This is a genomic window from Gallibacterium salpingitidis (assembly GCF_030517105.1).
Classification (GTDB): Bacteria; Pseudomonadota; Gammaproteobacteria; order Enterobacterales; family Pasteurellaceae; genus Gallibacterium; species Gallibacterium salpingitidis.
On the sequence record NZ_CP103875.1, the window covers coordinates 2,536,001 to 2,558,464 of the forward strand.

The 22,464-nt window shown below is 37.7% G+C and carries 22 protein-coding genes; 14 read left to right on the forward strand and 8 right to left on the reverse strand.

The window, feature by feature from the left end; all coding sequences use genetic code 11:
* The first annotated feature begins 51 nt into the window (after nucleotides 1-51).
* Complete coding sequence (locus NYR30_RS12125) at nucleotides 52-957, forward strand: LysR family transcriptional regulator (RefSeq protein WP_066113605.1); 906 nt, start codon at nucleotides 52-54, stop codon at nucleotides 955-957.
* Between the two features lie 74 nt (nucleotides 958-1,031).
* Here NYR30_RS12125 and argH read toward each other — a convergent pair whose 3' ends face one another.
* The 3 genes from argH to argC form a co-directional block, all read right to left on the reverse strand.
* Nucleotides 1,032-2,405: an argininosuccinate lyase gene (argH, locus tag NYR30_RS12130; protein ID WP_066104094.1), complete on the reverse strand. Its 1,374-nt coding sequence runs from the start codon at nucleotides 2,403-2,405 to the stop codon at nucleotides 1,032-1,034.
* Between the two features lie 65 nt (nucleotides 2,406-2,470).
* On the reverse strand, nucleotides 2,471-3,244 hold the full coding sequence (gene argB, locus NYR30_RS12135) for an acetylglutamate kinase (RefSeq protein ID WP_066104091.1): 774 nt from the start codon (nucleotides 3,242-3,244) through the stop codon (nucleotides 2,471-2,473).
* A 1-nt stretch (nucleotide 3,245) separates the two neighbouring features.
* Nucleotides 3,246-4,253, reverse strand: coding sequence for an N-acetyl-gamma-glutamyl-phosphate reductase (gene argC, locus NYR30_RS12140; protein WP_066104088.1), 1,008 nt, complete (start codon nucleotides 4,251-4,253; stop codon nucleotides 3,246-3,248).
* A gap of 79 nt (nucleotides 4,254-4,332) precedes the next feature.
* On the opposite strand from argC, the gene argE reads away from it, so the two are divergent.
* The 7 genes from argE (at nucleotide 4,333) to NYR30_RS12175 (ending at nucleotide 11,532) form a co-directional block, all read left to right on the forward strand.
* Nucleotides 4,333-5,481 (forward strand): acetylornithine deacetylase, encoded by a 1,149-nt coding sequence (gene argE / locus NYR30_RS12145; RefSeq protein WP_066113607.1) that lies wholly within the window; start codon nucleotides 4,333-4,335, stop codon nucleotides 5,479-5,481.
* 100 nt (nucleotides 5,482-5,581) lie between these two features.
* Complete coding sequence (gene trmL, locus NYR30_RS12150; RefSeq protein WP_066113609.1) at nucleotides 5,582-6,061, forward strand: tRNA (uridine(34)/cytosine(34)/5-carboxymethylaminomethyluridine(34)-2'-O)-methyltransferase TrmL; 480 nt, start codon at nucleotides 5,582-5,584, stop codon at nucleotides 6,059-6,061.
* A gap of 2 nt (nucleotides 6,062-6,063) precedes the next feature.
* A complete protein-coding gene (locus tag NYR30_RS12155) occupies nucleotides 6,064-6,690 on the forward strand; it encodes a LysE/ArgO family amino acid transporter (RefSeq protein ID WP_066113611.1) in 627 nt (208 codons plus the stop codon).
* An 88-nt stretch (nucleotides 6,691-6,778) separates the two neighbouring features.
* On the forward strand, nucleotides 6,779-7,306 hold the full coding sequence (gene ppa / locus NYR30_RS12160; RefSeq protein WP_066104076.1) for an inorganic diphosphatase: 528 nt from the start codon (nucleotides 6,779-6,781) through the stop codon (nucleotides 7,304-7,306).
* 222 nt (nucleotides 7,307-7,528) lie between these two features.
* Nucleotides 7,529-9,310 carry a YadA-like family protein gene (locus NYR30_RS12165; protein ID WP_156536762.1) on the forward strand — a complete coding sequence of 594 codons (1,782 nt, stop codon included), beginning with the start codon at nucleotides 7,529-7,531 and terminating at the stop codon, nucleotides 9,308-9,310.
* 180 nt (nucleotides 9,311-9,490) lie between these two features.
* Nucleotides 9,491-9,952 (forward strand): DUF411 domain-containing protein, encoded by a 462-nt coding sequence (locus NYR30_RS12170; protein WP_302501231.1) that lies wholly within the window; start codon nucleotides 9,491-9,493, stop codon nucleotides 9,950-9,952.
* Nucleotides 9,953-9,963: 11 nt separating this feature from the next.
* Complete coding sequence (locus NYR30_RS12175; protein WP_302501232.1) at nucleotides 9,964-11,532, forward strand: multicopper oxidase family protein; 1,569 nt, start codon at nucleotides 9,964-9,966, stop codon at nucleotides 11,530-11,532.
* A 169-nt stretch (nucleotides 11,533-11,701) separates the two neighbouring features.
* On the opposite strand, the gene NYR30_RS12180 is transcribed toward NYR30_RS12175, so the two are convergent.
* Nucleotides 11,702-12,034: a carboxymuconolactone decarboxylase family protein gene (locus NYR30_RS12180; RefSeq protein ID WP_066104058.1), complete on the reverse strand. Its 333-nt coding sequence runs from the start codon at nucleotides 12,032-12,034 to the stop codon at nucleotides 11,702-11,704.
* A gap of 123 nt (nucleotides 12,035-12,157) precedes the next feature.
* Here NYR30_RS12180 and NYR30_RS12185 point away from each other — a divergent pair, with 123 nt between their 5' ends.
* The 3 genes from NYR30_RS12185 (at nucleotide 12,158) to NYR30_RS12195 (ending at nucleotide 14,887) form a co-directional block, all read left to right on the forward strand.
* Entirely contained in the window at nucleotides 12,158-13,057 is a 900-nt protein-coding gene (locus NYR30_RS12185) for a cupin domain-containing protein (protein ID WP_066113619.1), read from the forward strand.
* Between the two features lie 110 nt (nucleotides 13,058-13,167).
* A complete protein-coding gene (locus NYR30_RS12190; protein ID WP_066113621.1) occupies nucleotides 13,168-13,956 on the forward strand; it encodes a M48 family metallopeptidase in 789 nt (262 codons plus the stop codon).
* A 22-nt stretch (nucleotides 13,957-13,978) separates the two neighbouring features.
* The gene (locus tag NYR30_RS12195; protein ID WP_066113623.1) at nucleotides 13,979-14,887 is read left to right on the forward strand and encodes a DMT family transporter; all 909 of its coding nucleotides are present in this window, start codon (nucleotides 13,979-13,981) and stop codon (nucleotides 14,885-14,887) included.
* 49 nt (nucleotides 14,888-14,936) lie between these two features.
* Here NYR30_RS12195 and melR read toward each other — a convergent pair whose 3' ends face one another.
* Nucleotides 14,937-15,932 (reverse strand): transcriptional regulator MelR, encoded by a 996-nt coding sequence (gene melR / locus NYR30_RS12200; RefSeq protein WP_302501233.1) that lies wholly within the window; start codon nucleotides 15,930-15,932, stop codon nucleotides 14,937-14,939.
* A gap of 214 nt (nucleotides 15,933-16,146) precedes the next feature.
* Here melR and NYR30_RS12205 point away from each other — a divergent pair, with 214 nt between their 5' ends.
* From NYR30_RS12205 to NYR30_RS12215, 3 genes are all read left to right on the forward strand, one after another.
* The gene (locus NYR30_RS12205) at nucleotides 16,147-17,499 is read left to right on the forward strand and encodes an alpha-glucosidase/alpha-galactosidase (protein ID WP_066113628.1); all 1,353 of its coding nucleotides are present in this window, start codon (nucleotides 16,147-16,149) and stop codon (nucleotides 17,497-17,499) included.
* 63 nt (nucleotides 17,500-17,562) lie between these two features.
* On the forward strand, nucleotides 17,563-18,942 hold the full coding sequence (melB, locus tag NYR30_RS12210; protein ID WP_066113630.1) for a melibiose:sodium transporter MelB: 1,380 nt from the start codon (nucleotides 17,563-17,565) through the stop codon (nucleotides 18,940-18,942).
* Nucleotides 18,943-18,995: 53 nt separating this feature from the next.
* On the forward strand, nucleotides 18,996-19,271 hold the full coding sequence (locus NYR30_RS12215; protein WP_066113632.1) for a SemiSWEET transporter: 276 nt from the start codon (nucleotides 18,996-18,998) through the stop codon (nucleotides 19,269-19,271).
* Nucleotides 19,272-19,340: 69 nt separating this feature from the next.
* Here the strand turns inward: NYR30_RS12215 and NYR30_RS12220 are convergent, their stop codons facing one another.
* Genes NYR30_RS12220 through cysT form a run of 3 tightly spaced genes read right to left on the reverse strand, consistent with a single transcriptional unit; the run spans nucleotide 19,341 to nucleotide 22,099 of the window.
* On the reverse strand, nucleotides 19,341-20,411 hold the full coding sequence (locus NYR30_RS12220) for a sulfate/molybdate ABC transporter ATP-binding protein (protein ID WP_066113634.1): 1,071 nt from the start codon (nucleotides 20,409-20,411) through the stop codon (nucleotides 19,341-19,343).
* 9 nt (nucleotides 20,412-20,420) lie between these two features.
* Nucleotides 20,421-21,257 (reverse strand): sulfate ABC transporter permease subunit CysW, encoded by an 837-nt coding sequence (gene cysW / locus NYR30_RS12225; protein ID WP_197495464.1) that lies wholly within the window; start codon nucleotides 21,255-21,257, stop codon nucleotides 20,421-20,423.
* 8 nt (nucleotides 21,258-21,265) lie between these two features.
* Nucleotides 21,266-22,099 carry a sulfate ABC transporter permease subunit CysT gene (gene cysT, locus NYR30_RS12230; protein ID WP_066113638.1) on the reverse strand — a complete coding sequence of 278 codons (834 nt, stop codon included), beginning with the start codon at nucleotides 22,097-22,099 and terminating at the stop codon, nucleotides 21,266-21,268.
* Nucleotides 22,100-22,464 lie beyond the last annotated feature (365 nt).

Genomic DNA, 22,464 nt, shown 5'->3' on the forward strand with positions numbered 1-22,464 from the left:
CAATACCTCGTATTACTTTATCTGATATTAGAAAATGCTCTTGAGGATGATATGAAGAACCTACGTACTCTAGATTTGAATCTGTTAAAAGCCTTTAACGCTTTAATGGAAGAAAAAAGTGTTAGTAAAGCGGCACATAAATTAGCCATAACACAACCAGCAATGAGCGGAGTATTAACTCGTTTACGTGAGAGTTTTGATGATCCTCTATTTGTGCGTGTACAACGTGGTATGCAACCTACCAATCGTGCTCTCGAATTAGCGCCAAGAATTAAGAATCTATTAGCTGAAGCTGAATTATTACTGCAACCAGCGATTTTTGATCCTAAAACCGCCGAAATGACCGTTAGATTTGTTTGTACTGATTACGCAATGCGCGCGGTTATTGTTCCATTCTTGAAATTACTCAAACAACAAGCTCCGAACATTAAAGTTGCTGTTTTAGCTATTTTGGATAACACAGTGCAAAAGCAATTAGAACAAAATATTATTGATTTCGCGATCGTGACTCCGGAATTTAAAGCACCTGATATTTATGCTAAACATCTATATGATGAACAATATGTTTGCGCAGTGCGGCAAGATCACCCAATTGCAAAGCAAACACAATTATCTGTCGAACAATTCTGTCAATTGGAACAAGCGTTAGTTTCTTATCATGGTGGCAGTTTTTCAGGGGTAACTGATGAAGCTTTAGCAAAACAAGGATTAAGCAGGAACGTTACGCTTTCTGTACAAAATTTTATTGTGTTGCCAGATATTCTACAAAATAGTGATTTATTGGCTGTCGTACCAAAACGCTTAGTCCATCATCTCGATAACATTAAATTGTTTGAACCGCCAATCCCAATCCAAGGCTTCAGTAAAATGCTAGTCTGGCACGAACGCACACATCGTGATCCAGCGTTCCAATGGCTTAGAGAGAAAGTTGTAGAAGCTTGTCAGTTATCAGCTTAAAAAACTTTCAAAATATAAAAAAGAGTTGTCCTGCTACTTAGCAAGACAACTCTTTCTTCAATGATAAATATTAATTACTTAATTAACGCTTTCGCTTCAGCAATCGCTTCAGCAACACGTTGTGGTGAAACACCGCCTTTCGCACAACGTTTATTTAAGCAAGATTCTAAGGAAAGAATCGCATAAACATCTTCACTAATCACATCACTAAAGCGTTTGAATTCATCAACACGTAATTCTTCCAACGCTTTTGCTTTACTAATTGCATAAACAACAGCTTCACCAACAATATGATGTGAATCGCGGAACGGCACTCCTTTAGCAACTAGGTAATCGGCCAATTCGGTCGCATTTGAATAGCCTTTTAACGCTGCATTACGCGTTTTTTCGTGATGTACTTTAATATCTTCTAACACCAACGCTGCCATATCTAAACAAGCATGCCAAGTGTCTAAAGCATCAAAAATGCCTTCTTTATCTTCTTGCATATCTTTGTTATAGGCTAATGGTAAACCTTTCACCGTTACCAACATTCCGTTTAATGAACCAATCACACGTCCAGCTTTACCACGAATTAGCTCACACGCATCAGGATTTTTCTTTTGCGGCATTAAAGAAGAACCTGAAGTAACACGATCAGAAAGTTCTAAAAAGTTCGCTTCACCGCTGTTAAAGATAATTAAATCTTCTGCATAACGAGAGAGATGCACCATACTAATAGAAGCGGCAGATAACAACTCCATAATATGGTCACGATCTGAAACGCTATCTAAACTGTTGCGAGTAGCACGTGTAAAGCCTAAATCTTTCGCTAATTGTTCTCTATCAACGGCATACGCTGTTCCAGCCAACGCTCCCGAACCTAATGGACAAGTATCTAAACGACGATACGCATCCGCCAAACGAGAATAGTCACGTTCTAACATTTCAAAATAGGCCATACACCAATGTGCAAACGAGATAGGTTGGGCACGTTGCAAATGAGTATAACCCGGCATCACTGTGTTTTGGTTATTTTCAGCCGTAAAGATAAGTTGGCTTTGTAGATGACGAATGGCTTGTTGCAATGAGGTAATTTCTTGTTTACACCAAAGTTTAATATCTAATGCAACTTGGTCATTACGGCTACGTCCTGTGTGTAACTTTTTGCCTAAATCACCAACTTTTTCAATGAGTTTACTTTCCACCCAACTATGAATATCTTCTGCATCATCTTGCAAAATCATTTCTGGGTTGTTGGCAACAACCTCTTTTAATTCAAGCAATGCAGCTTCTACTTGTTTTTGTTCTGCTGCGGTAAATACATTTACACTAACTAATGCTTTAGACCAACCAATTGAACCGTCAATATCTTGTTGAGCTAAACGATAATCAAAACGTAGTGAGTCATTAAAGGTTTTAAAACGCTGATCTGCCGCTTGTGTGAAACGGCCGCCCCAAAGTGCCATAATTACCTCAATAAAAAATGAAACCGCCAATAAATGGCGGAAGTTAAATTAAACAAATACCTTAGTTAAGGCAGAATTCTGGTGCCAATACATTGGCCTGCAAATAAATCAGCTAATTTTTCAGGCTTTTTCCAATTGGCAATTTCGACAGCTTGATTTAATGCCTGCGCAGCGACTAATGCCGCTTCAACTTTGACAATCATACCATCTGTAATCACATGATCATCTATTAATTTTTGAATTTGTGATGAATTTAACTCTGGCAATAGATTTTTTTGTTGATCCAACACGCCATCAACATCAGACAGCATCACCAATTCACCTTGCAAAAGAGTTGCAATCGCTGTTGCAGCTTGGTCTGCATTAACATTCATTAAACGCCCTGCTGCATCAATCGCAATGGAGCTAATAATTGGTAAAAATTGGTTTGCTAATAATGTGGTTAATAATGCTGCTTGATTTGGTGCAACTTTTGCAACGTGACCAAGCTCTGGATCAAGTTGTTCAGCCAACGTTACATCACCATCACCCAAACTGAAACCAACTGCATTTAAACCTGCAACTTTTGCAGTTGCAACTAACTTTTTATTCGCTATGCCAGCTAATGCGCCAGTAATAATTTCCACTTGATCTGGCGGTGTAATTCGCAAACCTTGTTTCTTACGCACAGGTAACTGCAAACGTTGCATTAATTCATCAACAATACAACCACCACCATGCACAATGACAATATCACGCTGCTGTTTTTGTTTAAATTGTGCCAAAGTGGTCAATAGATTTTCCATTGCCTGCGGTGTATCTAATAATGCACCGCCTACTTTAATAATTAATGGTTTCATATTAAATCAATCCTAATGTCGGCTTAAATCCATAACGGATATTGGCACATTGCACCGCTTGTGCTGCCGCCCCTTTCAATAAATTATCTTCTGCACCAACAACAATAATGTGCTGATCTTGCACAGCAAATGCAATATCACAATATGGCGTAAATTCTACCGCTTTGATGCTTGGGAAACCCTTATCATAGACGCGCACTAACGGCTTATCTGCATAAACTTGTGCAAAAACCGCCTTCACTTGCTCAGCTGTTACTCCTGCTTTTAATTTCGCAGTAATGGTTGCCAAAATACCACGTTTGAAATTACCCAAATGTGGGGTGAAAATGACTTCACGACCTAAATGGGTAGAAATTTCTGGTTGGTGACGATGATTAAAAATGCCATACGGATTTAAACTCACTTCACAAAAACTAGAGGTTAAGCTCGCTTTACGCCCTGCACCGCTCACACCACTTACCGCATTAATAACTGGTACTTGTACATCATCTAATAAATCGTTCTCAATCAAAGGTTTTAAACAAAGTTGCGAAACGGTTGGATAACAACCCGGTACTGCAATTAAATCTGTCTGTTTAATTTGCTCTTCATTCCATTCCGCTAAACCATACACCGCTTGTTGTAATAATTCAGGGTATTGATGCGCAAAGCCATAAAACTTCGGATAAAAATCCGCTTGATTAACACGATATGCACCAGAAAGGTCAAATACTTTGCAGTTATTAGCTAAGAAAATCGGCGCTAATTGATGGCTGACTTCGTGTGCTGTTGCCAAAAAAACACAATCTGCTTGTTGTGCTAAGGCAGTCAAATCTTCTGGCAAAGGTTGTAATACCAAATCAACGACTGTTTTTAATTGTGGATAAATCTCAGAAATAGGTTTATCTTTATCCAGACTATTTGCCGAAACATATAGCCCGCAAAGTTCAAAATTAGGGTGTTTGACAAGGATGTTTGCGAGTTCAGCCCCTGTATAGCCGCTCGCACCAATGATGAGTGTTTTTAGCATAATTTCATAAAATAGTGATTAATTATGCTAATATTTTGCATAATTATTTTATTTGAATCAATGTTTATTTGAGGTAACTATGGCAAATCTTCCAGATTTTCTTTCTTTATATTCTCAACTTATTGAAATTCCAACTATCAGCAGTTCAGATAATCCTACTTTAGATCATTCGAATAAACCGCTTATTGATAAACTTGCCAACTGGCTTACTGATCTTGGCTTTAAAGTCGATGTACTACCGATCGAAGGCTCAAATCAAAAATACAATCTATTAGCAACATATGGTTCCGGCGAGGGCGGTTTGCTCTTATCTGGTCATACCGATACAGTTCCTTTCGATGCGGGACGCTGGCAATTTGATCCTTTTAAATTAACTGAACAAAATGGCCGTTTTTACGGTTTAGGCTCTGCCGATATGAAAGGTTTTTTCGCTTTTATTGTCGATACCTTACGCAATCTCGATCTGACTAAACTACAAAAACCGTTACGGATTTTAGCAACCGCTGATGAAGAAACTACTATGCTAGGGGCAAGAACTTTTGCGCAACACGCAGAAATTCGCCCTGATTGCGCGATTATTGGTGAACCAACTTCATTACAACCTGTAAGAGCACATAAAGGTCATTTTGGTGATGCAGTTACTGTAATTGGACGCTCTGGACACTCTAGCGATCCAGATAAAGGCGTCAATGCAATTGAAATTATGCATCAAGCGACTGGCTATTTAATGCAACTACGCAATGAGTTAAAAGAAAAATTTCATAATGAATTTTTTGCAGTACCATACCCAACAATGAATTTCGGCTCTATTCATGGTGGTGATGCGGTAAATCGTATCTGCGGTTGTTGCGAACTACAATTTGATATTCGTCCGCTACCAAATATGGGCTTAGAATCGTTAGACGAAATGGTTCAAGAAAAGCTGCAACCCTTGATTGAACAATATGGCAATATGATTCAAATAAAACATTTGCATGAAGGTATTCCTGGTTATGAATGTTCACATAAAGCCGAAGTTGTTGCAGTAGTGGAAAAATTATTAGGTAAGCCTTGTGTATCAGCGAATTACTGTACTGAAGCACCATTTATTCAACAACTTTGTCCAACATTGGTTTTAGGCCCTGGTTCAATCGAACAGGCTCACCAACCAGATGAATTCCTCGCAGCAGAGTTTATCCAACCAACCAGAGAATTATTAGCTAAATTAATTCAACATTTTTGTGGTTAAGGTATTTTGGGTTTCGTCCTTAAGGGCGAAACCAGTTGCCAATTCCGCCAAGAAGTAGAAAAATACTGCGTTTTTATTTATCACTAAAATTAGAAGTATTATGTTAGATATCGTCCTTTATGAACCTGAAATCCCACAAAATACAGGGAATATTATTCGTCTTTGCGCCAACTGCGGCTTTCGTTTACACCTAATTCATCCGCTTGGATTCCAATGGGATGACAAAAAGTTGCGCCGCTCTGGTTTGGATTATCACGAATTTACGACAATTAAGCATCACCAAAGTTTTGCTGAATTTTTGGATAGTGAAAAACCGAATCGCCTATTTGCGTTGACAACAAAAGGCGGCCCTGCACATAGTCAAGTACAATTCCAACTTGGCGACTATTTAATGTTTGGTCCTGAAACCAGAGGCATTCCAATGGATATTCTGAATACTATGCTGATTGAACGTAAAATCCGCATTCCAATGTGTGCAAACAGTCGTAGTATGAATTTATCCAATTCAGTTGCAGTCACCGTCTATGAAGCATGGCGGCAACTCGGTTATCAAGGCGCAATTAATCTCTATCAGGAGTAATAATGCAATCACTCATTCATGGTTTTTTGGTTTCTGGCGGACTAATCGTTGCCATTGGTGCCCAAAACGCATTTGTTCTCAAACAAGGATTATTAAAACAACATGTTTTTGCTGTCGCATTAATCTGTTTTTTATGTGACGTTATCTTATTTAACCTTGGCGTGTTGGGTTTAGGTTCTTTTATTAGTGAACATCAAATGGCATCAATTACCTTAGCATTTGTCGGCGCTGGCTTTTTATTTATCTATGCTTTACGTGCTTGGCGCAGTGCCTATCGCGGTAACAGCAGCTTACAAATTTCCACAGAAAACTCTCAGCAACATTTGTTAAAAACCATTTTGATGACATTAAGCATTACATTACTTAATCCACACGTTTATCTAGACACTGTTGTGATTATTGGTGGGGTTGCAGGAACCTTAGCATTAAGCGAAAAAATTTGGTTTTTGTTAGGTGCAGTTCTTGCCTCTGGTAGTTGGTTCTTTGGCTTAGCTTATGGTTCAGCTTTATTAATTCCACTGTTTAAAAAGCCAATCACTTGGCGAATCCTTGATTTTGTGATCGGTATTATTATGTTGATGATTGCATGGGGATTATATCAATATGGAATGGGGTTGTTAGCCAGCTAAAATCTCGACAATTTGTAACAAATAGGGCTATAATCGCAACGTTTTTTACTTCACCCTTATTATTAACACTTATTAGAAGGAATACACAATGGGTTTAAAAAATGTACCTGCTGGTAAAGAATTACCAGATGATATTTATGTAGTAATTGAAATTCCAGCCAATTCAGATCCAATTAAATATGAAGTAGATAAAGAAACCGGCGCATTATTCGTTGACCGCTTTATGGCAACTGCAATGTTCTATCCTGCAAACTACGGTTATATCAACAATACTCTTTCTTTAGATGGCGACCCAGTTGATGTTTTAGTACCAACTCCATATCCATTACAACCAGGTTCAGTGATTCGTTGCCGTCCAGTTGGCGTATTAAAAATGACTGATGAATCTGGTCAAGATGCAAAAGTTATCGCTGTACCACACAGCAAATTAACTAAAGAATATGATCACATCAAAGATGTAAACGATATTCCTGCATTATTAAAAGCACAAATCCAACACTTCTTTGAAAGCTACAAAGCATTAGAAGCTGGTAAATGGGTGAAAGTTGACGGTTGGGCAGATGCTGCTGCAGCTCGTGAAGAAATCTTAGCTTCATTTGAACGTGCGAAAAAATAATTGATTTTGATACAAACCGTTCTGCCAAAACAGAACGGTTTTTTATTAATACATTACCTATCCGACAAATCTCTTTTCTAAATTATTTTTCCTTGACTAACCAAAAAAGGGGAATACTATGATATGCACATTCCAAAAATGTGAATATTGTTAATCTTTTAATAATTTGATGTAAATTAATTAAAGCTTTTCAGTATCATGGAATGTTAATACATTTTCTCATTGTTATATTTAAAGAGGACAATATATGAAAAAATTCACTCTCAAATCACTAATAGTCGCCATGGGGGGGGGGTATTTTGCTTTTCAACTCTAGCATCTGCAGCAATATCAGATAGTGATTGGCAAGCAAAAAGCACAGAAGAAAAAATAGCTTACGCAAAAAATAATTATAATGAGTTAAGTGATACTCAAAAAACGTGGGTCCGCAACCTAATTTTAGACTTTATGAATATTTATAATGGCGGACAACTACCTATACGAAAATTAGGAAGTGGTAATTTTGACTTAGGTAATGGTAGCCCAGCTCTTATTGCTGGTGAAGATAATAAAGCGAGTTTCTTAAGTATTGCTGTCGGAAAACAAGCCAAAGCTTATGGTAGAGAATCTATTGCAATGGGGTATCAACCTGGGGTATTTGGCGACTCTGGAATTGCTATTGGAAATAATACTTACTCTTTACCCACAGTACACCCTCTTACCAAACAACTACTAGATGGCCCTAATGGAAATGCTACTCCTGGTCTATCGTTTGGTAATTTAGCTACTTCATCAGGTTCATCTATGGCAATTGGAGGTGCTGCGACATCTCTTGGATATGGCTCAGTAGTTGTAGGTATCAATAGCGCCGTTGTCAGCAAAGATACTGAAAAATATATCCCAGGACCATCTCAATTTAGTCAAAACAGTGATGTATGGGTAGATTACCTAGTCAGTAAAGGATTACCTAAAGGCGCTTATAATGGTACTGGATTAACACCCGAACAAAAAATTATCTATGATGAAATTGATAAAAAGATAAAAGACTATTATAGAAGTTACTTATCTTATATTCATTACGGAGATCCTAAAATGAGCGGTATCACATGGAGTGATGATGTAATGAATGTCCTACGATATCAATACATCTTAGAAGTTGAAAATACCCAACCTTATTATGGAACATCAATCGGGATTTCCTCTATCACCAACACAAATGGAGGTGTTGCTTTAGGGGCCTTTAGCCGTGCTGACAGAAAAGGATTTAGTACAGATACAGAAGCTCCTTTCAGCAAAATCAACCTCAAAGGTGTTACAACAGGCGCTGTTTCTATTGGCAGCGAAAGCGCACTCCGCCAACTTATTAATCTTGCAGACGGTACCGAAGATACTGATGCCGTAAATTTGCGCCAATTAAAAGCAGCTGTTAATAATACATCTGGTACAAGCGGTAGTTTAGATACTATTCAAGGTGATAGTAATATCATTGTTGAAACTACAACAAATTCTGATGGAAAATCAAAAACCGTTAATTTGTCTCTAAATAAGAAAATCTACGTTGATTCTGTCACAGCTAATAAATCAATAACTGTTGGTTCAACAAATATTGATAGCCAAGGAATCTCTATTCAGAATGGCCCAAGTGTAACGACATCAGGCGTAAATGCTGGTAACAAGCGTATTACTAAATTAGCAAGGGGTGTAGACCCAACTGATGCTGTTAATATGGCACAACTAGGAGAAGTAAAACAAGGTGTTGCTGAAGTTGGCCGTAGAGTAAATCAAGTAAGCAAAGAAGTTCGAGGAATCGGCGCAAATGTTGCAGCTGGTATAGCACTGCCACAATCGACAATTGCCGGTAAATCTATGATTGCTGCCTCTGTTGGTGGATACAAAGGATCATCTGCCGTTGCTGTTGGTTGGTCCAAATTAAGTAACAATTCGAAAGTCGTTGTTAAATTTGCAGGTACTGCTAACAGCGAAGGTGATATTTCCGGTGGTGTTGGCTTTGGATATCATTATTAATTAATCCTCATCCTGAAAACCGTTCTGCCGAAACAGAACGGTTTTTATTTATTCATCTCCTTATCGATTTTAAAGATTTCTGATCAAATTATTCCATCAATTTCCACTTGACCTTCACCTTAGGGAAAACTTTACCATCCTGGGTATTTTCAATTTTTGTACGATACTAGGAGGGTAACTATGTACAATCTTCGCCATATTTTCAGCAAATTAATGCTAGTGGGAACGTCTGCTGTCGCAGTGATGGCTCAAGCACAGAATTTAACAATGGAAGTTTGGAAAAGTCCTACTTGTGGTTGCTGCAATGAATGGATTCGTTATATGGAAAAGAATGGTTTTGCAGTCAAAGTGCATGAAACTGGCAATAACCAACAACATCAATTATTTGGTATTAAAGACGACTATGTTTCTTGCCATACCGCAGTAGTCGATGGTTATGTGATTGAAGGACATGTTCCTGCTGAAGACGTAAAACGTTTATTAGCCGAAAAACCAGATGCAATTGGACTTTCTGCACCAGGAATGCCAGTGGGTTCACCAGGTATGGATGGCCCAACTTATCAAGGTCGTAAAGATGCTTATGATGTGCTGTTGTTACAAAAGAATGGCGAAAGTATTGTGTTTAGTTCACATAATCAATAGGAGTTGGTTTAATGAAACGTCGTGATTTATTACGTTATGGTGTTGGTTTAAGTTTAGCAAGTTCTTCATTCTATGCATTAGCTAATATGATGAGCAGTCATTCCGCACATCAAACAATGATGGCAATGCACAATAATACGTTAGCATTGATGCCATTTGATCAACTTCCTCAAGGGCAATCTTTGCAAACTGCTCTGCCAAAGTTAGCTAATCTTTCCACTCAAGCTAATGTGTTTAAAGCGAAGCTAGTTGCTGCACCGATTAAATTACGTTTTGCAGAAGGAAAAGAGACGGAATTTTGGGCATATAATGGGCAATTACCAGGGCCACAAATTGAAGTATTTGAGGGAGATAGTGTCGAAATTGAATTTACCAATCATTTAACACAACCGACAACGATTCATTGGCATGGTCTAGATGTTCCGTCTGAAGCTGACGGTAATCCACAAGATCCGGTTGCACCAAATAGCAGCAAGATCTATCGCTTTACTATTCCAGAAGGGAGTGCTGGAACTTATTGGTATCATCCACACCCACATGGCTATGTAGCAGAACAAGTCTATAAAGGATTAGCAGGAACTTTAGTAGTAAAAGCAAAAAATGATCCATTAGCAGATTTACCAGAACAACATTGGGTTATTTCTGATTTACGTTTAGCCGCAGACGGTTCTATTCCAGCCAATAATATGAGCGACTGGATGAATGGTCGTGAAGGCGAAATCGTACTGATTAATGGTCAATATCAACCAAAAATCCAAGTAAAAGGCCAACAACGTATCCGTATTTGGAACGCAACCAGTGCACGTTATTTGCGCTTAAAGGTAGCTGGAGTGCAATGGATTGTTGTCGGTACTGAAGGCGGATTATTAGAACAACCATTATCGCCACAAGATGAACTCTTTTTGGCACCAGCAGAACGTATCGAAGTTGTGATGGTAGGCAAAACACAAGGTACTGCAGTATTACAAAGTCTGTACTATGAACGGCACAAAATGATGGTACAGGAAACCGCAATAGATTCAACCTTGGCTCAAATTGTAGTTAATGCAGAACAACCAACTTTACCTAAGCAATTACGTACCTTCTCAACCAAAGAAGAGGCAAAAGTTACTCGACAAATTCGCTTTAGTGAGCAGATGATGAACCATAATGGAATGTCATCTCAAGATCATCAACAAATGATGGCGCAACATCATTCCACACATCAGCAAGCGATGACAGATAACCCAGTACCGACAATGATGGAAGGTATGTTCTTAATTAATAACAAATCATTTGATATGTCGAGAATAGATTTTGTTGGTAAAGTCAATGAAGTAGAACAGTGGGAAATCTTTAACGAAAGCCATATGGATCACCCATTCCATCTACATGGAACACAATTTGAAGTTATCCAAACGACATTAAATGGTAAAACACATCCAGCACCATATCGAGCTTTAAAAGATGTGGTCAATCTTCGCCCTTATGAAAAAGTGGTAATACGTTTTAAACAACATCATACAGGGTTAAAAATGTTCCATTGCCATATTCTGGAACATGAGAATTTGGGAATGATGGGACAATTTAAGGTGGAATAACAATCCTTCAATCCAAGTTGCCAACTCTGATTGTAGTTTCGCCAAACAACAAAAAAGGATGCACTTGACAACATAAATCCTCTTCAATTTTGAAGAGGATTTATACATTTTAACTTATTGATATTCTTAAATAATTAGTTAAAAGTAAATGATATTTTACGATTATATCCTATTCACTTTTTAATGCTTCATAAGCATCAAGCACTCTCGCTGAATACACCACTGCTGCGCCTGCATTCATCGCAATTGCAACATTTAATGCAGCGGCAATCTCTTCTTGGGTACAACCTGCTTTAATCGCTGCATCAGTATGTACATCAATACAACCATCACAGCGAGTTGTCACTGCACAAGCCAACGCAATCAACTCTTTAGTTTTCGGATCTAATACGCTCTCTGCTTTACTTAAAGTTTGATAGCCTTTAATAGTATCTGGTGATAATTTACCCAAAATACCCAAACGTCCCATTAATTGAGTACGATATTTTTTCCAATCTAACATAGCGATTCTCCTTAATGAATTAACACATTGCTTATTTAATGTTGGCTATTCTGCGCCTTTCTTATAAGACTATAAAGATGTTAGAATCGCAAAAAATAACGTTATCATCTCACTATAATCATTATGGATAGTATCGATCGCTTTTTAGAACTTCTCGATGTTAAAACAACCATTGATGTCTTTTGCAGTTTTAAATCACCCTATTTAATGGAACATAATCAAGCTGCACCAGGGACAGCCTATTTTCATCTCTTATTGAAAGGGAGTTGCCAAATGCGTTCAGCGACCGAAACTTATCATTTAAAAGCAGGCGATTTTTGTTTGTGGACACAAGGCGGAGTACATAAAATTGGTGATCGTCCTTCCAATCAACCATTACAAATAGAACAACAAAACGGTATTTTATATCGACACAATTGTTCCGATGATCCTTCATTACAAATGCTCTGTGGCCATTATCAAGCAGGCAATAATGCTGCCGCAGGTCTATTAACTTTATTGCCAGAACCTTTAATCGTTTCTCTTGGCGATCTACCCCAACTACAAGCCGTTTCCACTTTAATTTACCAAGAGGCGACTTCTCGCCATCTAGGTAGTGCCACTGTGATCAAATCATTATGTGAATTATTGTTATTGTTTGCTTTACGTCACCAAAGCATATTACCGAACCAACAAAATCTTATTGGTTTATTTGCCGATCCTGCATTAAGTAAAGTTATTACCAAAATTTTGCAAGATTTTTCGATTTCTTATACTACGCAACAATTAGCCGATATGGCTTATATGTCACGAGCCACTTTTGCCCGCAAATTTAATCAAGCAACAGGTATGGGCATTCAAACTTTTATTCGTATGCTCAAAATGTCTATGGCAGCAAAAATGCTACAACAATCCACTATGCCGCTTAGCCAAATCATCACAACCTTAGGTTATCAATCCGAAACGGCCTTTATTGACAGTTTTAAAGCGCAATTTGCCACCACACCAGCGCGTTATCGGCGTCAGTTAGAAAAAAATGCATAAATTGTTAAATATTTGCTATTGATCTTTATGATAAAAAACGAAATGATACCTGCTATAACTATTTGTTGATTGAAACATCTACCTAATGACGAATATAGGAGCACGCAAAAATGTTCAAATTATCGCCAACAATTAAACGTATTCTGGCTGCATTATTTATCACTACTTTAGTGGCTAGCTGTGCCGATACCCGTTCTATCAATCAATCCTCTGCACAACAATATCGCCAAGCAATTAGTGCTGAAAAAAGCAAAGGAACCCTTGATACTTCATCAATGACCGCACAACGTGTTCACCGTATTTTTAACAAAATGGTACCGTACGCACGTCAATATAATAAAACTGGCGTGCCATTTGATTGGGAAATTTCGGTTATTAAGTCCAATGAAATCAACGCATGGGCAATGCCGGGTGGAAAAATGGTGTTTTATACCGGTCTAGTTAATAAATTAAATTTAACCGATGATGAAATTGCAGTGGTGATGGGGCACGAAATGGCTCACGCGTTACTTGAACATGGTAAAAGTCAAGCTAATCGCCAAACTGCTGTTTCAATAGCTGCTACTATCGCTATGGGAGCGTTAGCTTCACAAGGTGTTAGTGTAGGCGCTTCACAAGATTTAGTAGGCAGTGTTGCCGATCTTGGCATTATGAAACCTTTCTCACGCAGCGCTGAAAGCGAAGCTGATGAGGTTGGTTTAATGTTAAGTGCACAATCTGGATTTAATCCTCAAGCGGCACCAAATCTATGGGACAAAATGCAAAAAATGAGTGGTGGCGGATCAATCCCAGCAATTTTCTCTACTCACCCAAGCGACCAAGCTCGTAAAGAAAATTTAGAACGCTTAATGCCAAAAGCAATGGAGCTTTATAACGCTGCCAAAAACAAAAGATCATAATCAATAATCATTAGGAAAAAATATGCAAAAACAACGTCTTACCATACCTGGTATCATTATCGGTTGTGTGGTGTTTGGATTAGGGAGTTTAATTGTTGCGCACGTGCCAGTTGGCGCCTATGCTATCGCTTTTTGGCGATTATTAATTGCATCAGTTATCTTTTTTCTGCTCGCTAAATGTTTTAAACAACACTTGCCGAAATCGAAAAAAGCGATCGGTTTCGCATTAACTTCAGGTATTTTCTTGGCGTTTGATTTAGCTTTTTGGCACGAAAGTGTTTATGCGGTGGGCCCTGGAATTTCTACCTTACTTAACAGTTTGCAAATTTTTTTCCTATCGGCAATTAGTTTTTTCTATTTCAAAGAAAAACTCTCTATTATGCAGCTGATCAGTTTACTACTGGCCATTATTGGAGTTTATTTTATTACTGGTAGCGAATTTGCTTATAACGAAAATGCTTTATGGGGCTTTACCACTGGCATTATTTCAAGTCTATTATTAGCATTATCAATGGTCTTTATTCGTAAAACACACGAAGTTGAGCCAACCCCGATTTTCCCGATGATGTTGCTGATCAGTCTTGGTGGCGCAGCTATCCTTATTCTGCCGTCGCTACTCTTTAACGCCGATAATCTTTATCCAACCAATGCCCTAGATTGGCTCTGGATTTTTGTTTATGGCGCAGTAATGCAGTGTTTCGCTTGGGGAATGATCGCCTATTGTGTACCGTTACTATCGCTTGCACTAACAGGTTTATTACTGCTTTCAGAACCGATCGCTGCATTAGTTATCGACTACTCGATTTTAGATAAACCAATTAATTTAATCCAGTGGGGCGGTGCTGCCGTTACTATGTTTGCCATCTATCTTGGTTCTGTTTCCTCACAACCAAGAAAGGCAAAAATTCGCCGAGTTAAACAACATCATTAACCCTTTCTACACTAGATGTTATGACAACAATAACATCTAGTGTTTTCAATTACTCTTTCAATAACTTCAATCCATCACTAGCCCCTTTTATTAAAGACTGTGTAGGTAAGCCGCCTTGATTTGCCCATTTCTCATTTGAACGGACTAATTTACGATAATTTTGTGGTGAAAAGCCCGTCATCTTTTGGAAGTTATCATAGAAACGACTAATCGAATTGAAACCAACAGTTAATGAAATATCTAGCATGGTTTTATCTGTCTCACTTAACAAGGCTTTAGCGTGATTGATCTTCATCATCGTAATATATTGCTTAATCGTTAGCTGCATTACACTTTGGAAAAGCCCCATCGCATAATTAGTATTCAAACCTACTGCATTGGCAACATCAGCAACTGTTAATGGTTCACTATGATGATAGGCAATATGATCTAGCATTAAACTCACATAATGTTGGGTATGACGAGATGATTTAATATATTGGTTTAAATGATAAACGTTTTCTAATAATAGTTGCCAACCATCAATACTTAGTCGCTTAATCATTAATTGAATCTCATCATAAACAATTTGCTGTAAACTTGAGTTATCCGATTTAAGCTCTTTTTCCCAACGCTGGATTTCAAATAGACTAACTAAACCCACATTTTTAGACTGAATAACAATCCCATGCGTTAACTGATTAATTAATTTTTGCGGTAAATGCCATGAAAGAAATAAATGAACAGGAATATCCAATACTGCCATCGCATGACATTCTGCACATTCAACAACTCTATGCGGTACTGATGCCCAAAACAAAGCAATATGCCCTGCATTAATTACCACATTACAGCCATTAAAGATATATTCTACATCGCTATCAAAAGGAATATTGATTTCCATATGTCCATGCCAATGATAACCATCCATCACACCCGGCGGTTGCTGTAATGTCACATTTAAAGGATGTTGATCAGAATACAGTGATAATGGGCTAATCCCTTTGCTACCGTAATCTATCAAATCTTCTTTATGAGTTTGCGCTTTCTTATTCTCTTTAGGCATTATTTTTCCTTTGATACTAGTAATTTCTGTCACCAAAAATCGCATTTTTCTACAAAGAATTCCCAAAAACTCAGATTGTGTTATCACGATCGGCAAAACTGAGTTTTCAGGAATTTTATCAAAAAATATGAAACGCATCTTTGATCTGGCTTATGCCATCATACTGTCCAACAACTCATCCACTTAATCTAAATTTAACTTTAGGAGTAAGACTATGAATTCCCCAAAAATTACCTTTATCGGCGCTGGCTCTACTGTATTTGTGAAAAATATTCTAGGTGATGTATTCCATAAACCTGCACTAAAACACGCTCGTATTGCCTTAATGGATATTGATGAAACCCGCCTTGCAGAATCTCATTTTGTCATCGAGAAATTGATGAAATCCGTTGGAGCCAACGGCACTATCGAATGCTATACCAACCAGAAAGAAGCATTACGTGATGCAGATTTCGTGGTAGTCGCATTCCAAATTGGTGGATACGAACCTTGTACAGTAACCGATTTTGAAATCTGTAAAAAATATGGTTTGGAACAAACCATCGCTGACACTTTGGGTGTGGGCGGTATTATGCGTGCATTACGTACGATTCCGCATCTCTGGAAAATTTGTGATGATATGTTAGAAGTCTGTCCAAATGCCACAATGTTGAACTATGTTAATCCAATGGCAATGAATACTTGGGCAATGTTTGAAAAATATCCACAAATAAAACAAGTAGGACTTTGCCATTCTGTACAAGGTACAGCTGAAGAATTGGTTCGAGATCTCGATATTGATCATCATGATTTACGTTATGTCTGTGCTGGTATCAACCATATGGCTTTCTATCTCAATCTTGAGAAAAAATTACCTGATGGTACATACACCAGCATTTATCCAGATTTATTAAAAGCTTATGAAAATGGTTCTGCCCCAAAACCAAGACCAGACAATGCACGTTGCAAAAACATTGTACGTTATGAAATGTTGAAAAAATTAGGCTATTTCGTTACTGAATCCTCCGAACACTTTGCAGAATATACACCTTATTTTATCAAGCCAAATCGTCCTGATTTAATTGAACGTTATCAAGTACCGCTTGATGAATATCCAAAACGCTGTGTTGAACAAATTGCAAAATGGAAACAAGATCTCGAGGAGTATCAAAAAGCAGAAAGCATTTGCGTTCCTGAATCAAGAGAATATGCAAGTACTATCATTAATTCAATTTGGACAGGCGTACCGAGTGTTATCTATGGTAATGTGCAAAATAAAGGCTTAATTGATAATCTTCCTCAAGGCTGTTGTGTCGAAGTTGCTTGTCTTGTTGACGCAAACGGTATCACTCCAACAAAAGTTGGCGCTATTCCAAATCATTTGGCAGCTTTAATGCAAACCAATATTAATGTTCAACGTTTAACAACTGAAGCTCTTCTTACTGAAAATAGAGATCGTATTTACCATGCCGCTATGTTAGATCCACATACTGCTGCGGTACTCGGCCTTGAAGAAATTTATAGCTTAGTTGATGAATTACTACTTGCTCACAAAGATTGGTTACCAGAATGGATTAATCGCCAATAACAATTTAACCACATAGCAAACATAGCTATGTGGTTTTCTACATTACCACAATAGGAGCAACTTATGAGCTTATCTATGAAGACAAAAATCAGTTTTGGTCTTGGTGCATACGGTAAAGATTTCGCTATCGTCATTGTCTATATGTACCTTATGTATTATTACACTGATGTAATCGGGGTTTCAGCAGCTGTGGTAGGAACCATTTTTATGGTGGCAAGAATTTGGGATGCCGTAAATGATCCCATTATGGGATGGATCGTTAATAATACTCGTACTCGATGGGGAAAATTTAAACCTTGGATTTTTATTGGTACCATTTTAAATTCGATTGTCCTATTTTCATTATTCTGTGCCGACTATTTCAGTGGTACTGCATTAGTTGTTTATATTGCGGTAACCTACATTTTATGGGGAATGACTTACACATTAATGGACATTCCTTTCTGGTCACTTACTCCTACACTAACCTTAGATCAACGTGAACGGGAACAATTAGTACCCTATCCTCGTTTCTTCGCTAGTTTAGCTGGTTTTGTCACCGCAGGTGTTTGTTTACCATTCGTAGATTATGTTGGCGGTGCCGATAAAAGTTTTGGTTTCAGAATGTTTACGCTAGTTATCATTGCCTTTTTCGTTGCTTCCACCATTATTACGTTGGTCAATGTAAAAGAAAAATATTCGTCTGATAATTTAGCGAATAACGAACCTGTAGAACGCTTACCACTAAAGAAATTGGTATTACTAATTCCTAAAAATGATCAACTTTCTAGCCTATTAGTGATGGCATTATGTTACAACATTGCCAGCAATATTATTTCCACCTTTGCCATTTACTATTTTACTTATGTTGTCGGCGATAAAGATTTATTCCCATACTATATGTCTTATGCTGGTATTGCTAATCTTGCTGTCATTGTAGTGTTTTCAAAATTAGCCAAATTACTCTCTCGTAGAATTCTTTGGGTTACTGCTTCTATTGCGCCGATCTTAAGCTGCTGTTGCTTAGCTTATGCTGGCATATTCGATGCTAAAAATATTTTGTTGATTATTATCGCAGGTATTTTGATGAACATTGGCAGCGCATTATTTTGGACATTACAAGTAATTATGGTTGCGGATACCGTCGATTATGGTGAATACAAATTAGGCATTCGTTCAGAAAGTATCGCTTATTCTGTACAAACTATGGTTGTCAAAGCTGGTTCTGCCGTATCTGCATTTCTCATCGGTGTTTTACTGACTGCTATTAATTACGTTCCTAATGTTGAACAAAGCGAAAGTACTCTTTTTTATATGAAAGTGATTATGATCGCCTTACCGATTATCTTCTATGGCATTAAATTATTTGTGTATTTCCGTTATTACAAATTACATGGCGACCTACTCGCAAAAGTAAATATTCGTTTGCTAGATAAATATCGTAAAACAGACGTAGTTATTTAGAAATTGATTAGAGGCTATTGGTAATATTCAAATAGCCTCGCCAGGAGTGATTTATGTATGATTTCATTGGCATAATTGCAGCATTTCTTACAACAACAGCCTTTATACCACAAGTTATTAAAGTGCTTAAAACCAAAGAAACAAATGCTATCTCAAGCGGTATGTATGCTATGCAAGTTACCGGACTTGCCTTATGGTTAATTTATGGCTTATGTATTCAAAATATTCCTGTCATTTTAGCCAATATGGTATCGCTCGTTTTATCGTTTACCATTTTGTTTTGCAAAATTAAATTTACACCTAAAATGACACCTCTAATAAAAGAATAACTATTTAAGGCGGAACGTTTCCCCGAGGAGCAATAAGTTAACAACTAATATGATTATCTTCCATACCACTTAAATATTCATATTTTGGAATAAACTTAAGTTATCTGGGATTAAAAATACCGTTTCGCCTACCTTAAATTGTTCCGCCTGTAATTTATCTTTAGTGAGTAAAACTTCTATTGGTTGTTCACTTTGTGGGCTAATAATCTCAATCCGCACTAAGAAACTGATTGAATAAATATGAGAAATTTCACCTTTCGCTAACGCATTTTCCGCTTGGCGCGAAATTGTTAGATCATATGGACGAACATAGGCGGTAGTTTCACCCGCTTGTTTAATGGTACGATTTTTTGGTGCAAGGCGATACGCAAAATCCCCTACCACAAAATTCTCATCATCTAAAATGCCATGAAAGACATTACTATCGCCAACAAAGGCGTTTACAAATTGGCTTCGCGGTGCGTGATAAATATTTTCCGGTTGATCCACTTGCTCAATTTTTCCTTGATTCATCACCACAATACGATCAGCCACTTCCAGCGCTTCTTCTTGATCGTGCGTTACAAAAATACTGGTGATATTTAATTCCTTTTGTAATTGTGCTAACCAACGGCGTAAGGTTTTCCGCACTTGAGCATCCAATGCAGAAAAAGGCTCATCTAATAACAATACTTCAGGTTTAACAGCCAATGCACGCGCCAAAGCCACACGCTGTCGCTGGCCACCTGATAAGCGATCAGGATAGCTTTGTGCAAACTTTTCTAGTTGCACTAAACGTAATAACTCCATTACCCGTTGTTCAATTTCTGCATTAGATAATCTTGTTTTTCGTGTCTGAATACGTAACCCGAATGCAACATTCTCAAAAATAGTTAAATGACGGAATAAGACATAATGTTGAAAGACAAAACCCACTTTGCGCTCTTTTGCACTTAAATGGCTAACTTCTCTCCCTGAGAAAATAATTTTCCCCGTATCCGCAAAATCCAAACCAGCAATAATGCGTAATAAAGTTGTTTTTCCGCAACCACTTGGCCCTAACAAAGCAGTAAATTCTCCTTCAGGAAAGGCTAAATTAATATTGGATAACGCGTTAAATTGTCCAAATGTTTTATTTAAATTCTCAATCTGAATTGTCATAACAGCCTCTTATCTACTTTGATTCAGAATTAATGTTTTACGTTTTTGCCAATAGACAATGCCATGCTGCGCTAATAGCGTCATCAACGCTATGGCAGCTAACAGAGAAGCACAAGCAAATGCCGCAGTGAATTGATATTCGTTATAAAGAATCTCAATATGCAATGGGATAGTGTTAGTAAGATTTCGAATATTGCCTGATACCACACTTACCGCACCGAACTCTCCTAAAGCACGCGCATTAGCTAAAATAGCGCCATATAACAATGCCCATTTAATTTTTGGTAAGGTAATGCGAAAAAAGATGGTTAATGCCGATGCCCCTAAAGTTAGACCAGCTTGTTCCTCTTGATTTCCTAATGTTTTCATCGTTGGTAATAACGATTTCACGATTAAGGGGAACGTAACAAAAAGCGTTGTCAAAATAATGCTAGGTAAAGCAAAAATAACTTCTATACCTTGTTGATCTAGCCAGCCGCCAAATAAACCATTCACACCAAATAACAACACAAACATTAATCCAGCTACTACTGGCGAAATCGCTAACGGGAGATCAATAAAAGAAATTAGTAATGCTTTGCCTTTGAAGTCAAAATTTGCCAATAACCAGGCCATCATCAAGCCAAAGAATAAATTTATCGGTAATACGATTGCAATCACCGTCAAACTTAAAAAAATCGCGTGACGTGCTTCTACTTGACTCAATGATTGAATAAATACATGCCAACCCGCTTGTAATCCATAATAAAAGATACTGCATAATGGCAAAATTAAGACGATAGCTAAAAAAGCAAGACTAATAAAAATTGCAAGATAACGTGGCCAATTAATAGATTTACTTTGCATATTAACCTCTATTTACTCACAAAGAATCGATTAAGATAGTTCTGCCAAAGATTAAACAATAACAACACAGCAAAAGATAAAACGAGCATCACAAAGGCCACTGCTGCCGCACCTTTAACATCATAAATATCTAATTTTGACATAATCATCAGTGGAGCAATTTCCGACACTAATGGAATATTGCCAGCAATAAAAATCACTGAACCATATTCACCTAAGGCTCGTGCAAACCCCATACCTGCGCCGTTGACAATTGCTGGATATAACGTTGGTAAAATCACCTTTCTTACTGTCAGCCAACGATTTGCGCCTAAAATATCTGCGGCTTCTTCTAAAGCTCGTTCTTGCGTTGCTAATACGGGTTGTACCGCACGTACAATAAATGGAAAACTCACAAAAACTAACGCAATAGCAATACCAATCGGTGTAAAAGCAATCTGCCAACCAATTTGTGCAAACCATTGACCAATCAAACCATTAGGCGCATATAAAGTTGCCAATACAATACCCGCTACTGCCGTCGGCAACGCAAAAGGTAAATCAATCAGAGCGTTAATTAGGGCTTTTCCGGGAAAGGAGTAACGAACTAAAACCCAAGCAATTAATGTGCCAAAGACTAAATTGACCAATGTGGCAATTAATGCCATTTGAAAAGATAAGAGAATGGAAGCAATCACTCGCTGACTAAAAATAATTTGCCAAAATGAATGCCATTCCAATTGTAATACCGTTAGCAATAACATAGTCAAAGGCAGCAGCACCATACTGCCAACCCAGACAAAACTTACGGTAAAACTGGTTTTAAATCCCCCTAATACTGCAGGCGCATTCAAAATTTTCATAAACAATTACTTTCACTCTTATCAACAGCTAAATTAATGGTTAATCAATATGAACGAGCCATGCACGATAAGCAAAGAACAAAAAATTAATTAATATGCCATTTTGCAATAAGGTGAATAATAAATAACCCCTCTTTAAGAAGATAAAGAGGGATCAGACTGCTGACAAACCTAAATTTTGTCAAAAATTTCTATAAAATCGTTTTGGGTTCCCTCTCACTCTTGCCCGAATGTAAATAAGATTTTCAGACAAAAAAAGCTGTCAATTTTTCGAGCTGGCGAGAAAAATCTCTTTTTTTGTCGCCCGGAAAATCTTATTGGAATGAGGATTAGTAAGAGTGCGAGGGGGTGCTTTCTTTTGCTTC

Coding starts and splice junctions, on each gene's coding strand:
- NYR30_RS12125 (WP_066113605.1), top strand. CDS start 52: ATGAAGAACCTACGTACTCTAGATTTGAATCTGTTAAAAGCCTTTAAC.
- argH (WP_066104094.1), bottom strand. CDS start 2,405: ATGGCACTTTGGGGCGGCCGTTTCACACAAGCGGCAGATCAGCGTTTT.
- argB (WP_066104091.1), bottom strand. CDS start 3,244: ATGAAACCATTAATTATTAAAGTAGGCGGTGCATTATTAGATACACCG.
- argC (WP_066104088.1), bottom strand. CDS start 4,253: ATGCTAAAAACACTCATCATTGGTGCGAGCGGCTATACAGGGGCTGAA.
- argE (WP_066113607.1), top strand. CDS start 4,333: ATGGCAAATCTTCCAGATTTTCTTTCTTTATATTCTCAACTTATTGAA.
- trmL (WP_066113609.1), top strand. CDS start 5,582: ATGTTAGATATCGTCCTTTATGAACCTGAAATCCCACAAAATACAGGG.
- NYR30_RS12155 (WP_066113611.1), top strand. CDS start 6,064: ATGCAATCACTCATTCATGGTTTTTTGGTTTCTGGCGGACTAATCGTT.
- ppa (WP_066104076.1), top strand. CDS start 6,779: ATGGGTTTAAAAAATGTACCTGCTGGTAAAGAATTACCAGATGATATT.
- NYR30_RS12170 (WP_302501231.1), top strand. CDS start 9,491: ATGTACAATCTTCGCCATATTTTCAGCAAATTAATGCTAGTGGGAACG.
- NYR30_RS12175 (WP_302501232.1), top strand. CDS start 9,964: ATGAAACGTCGTGATTTATTACGTTATGGTGTTGGTTTAAGTTTAGCA.
- NYR30_RS12180 (WP_066104058.1), bottom strand. CDS start 12,034: ATGTTAGATTGGAAAAAATATCGTACTCAATTAATGGGACGTTTGGGT.
- NYR30_RS12185 (WP_066113619.1), top strand. CDS start 12,158: ATGGATAGTATCGATCGCTTTTTAGAACTTCTCGATGTTAAAACAACC.
- NYR30_RS12190 (WP_066113621.1), top strand. CDS start 13,168: ATGTTCAAATTATCGCCAACAATTAAACGTATTCTGGCTGCATTATTT.
- NYR30_RS12195 (WP_066113623.1), top strand. CDS start 13,979: ATGCAAAAACAACGTCTTACCATACCTGGTATCATTATCGGTTGTGTG.
- melR (WP_302501233.1), bottom strand. CDS start 15,932: ATGCCTAAAGAGAATAAGAAAGCGCAAACTCATAAAGAAGATTTGATA.
- NYR30_RS12205 (WP_066113628.1), top strand. CDS start 16,147: ATGAATTCCCCAAAAATTACCTTTATCGGCGCTGGCTCTACTGTATTT.
- melB (WP_066113630.1), top strand. CDS start 17,563: ATGAGCTTATCTATGAAGACAAAAATCAGTTTTGGTCTTGGTGCATAC.
- NYR30_RS12215 (WP_066113632.1), top strand. CDS start 18,996: ATGTATGATTTCATTGGCATAATTGCAGCATTTCTTACAACAACAGCC.
- NYR30_RS12220 (WP_066113634.1), bottom strand. CDS start 20,411: ATGACAATTCAGATTGAGAATTTAAATAAAACATTTGGACAATTTAAC.
- cysW (WP_197495464.1), bottom strand. CDS start 21,257: ATGCAAAGTAAATCTATTAATTGGCCACGTTATCTTGCAATTTTTATT.
- cysT (WP_066113638.1), bottom strand. CDS start 22,099: ATGAAAATTTTGAATGCGCCTGCAGTATTAGGGGGATTTAAAACCAGT.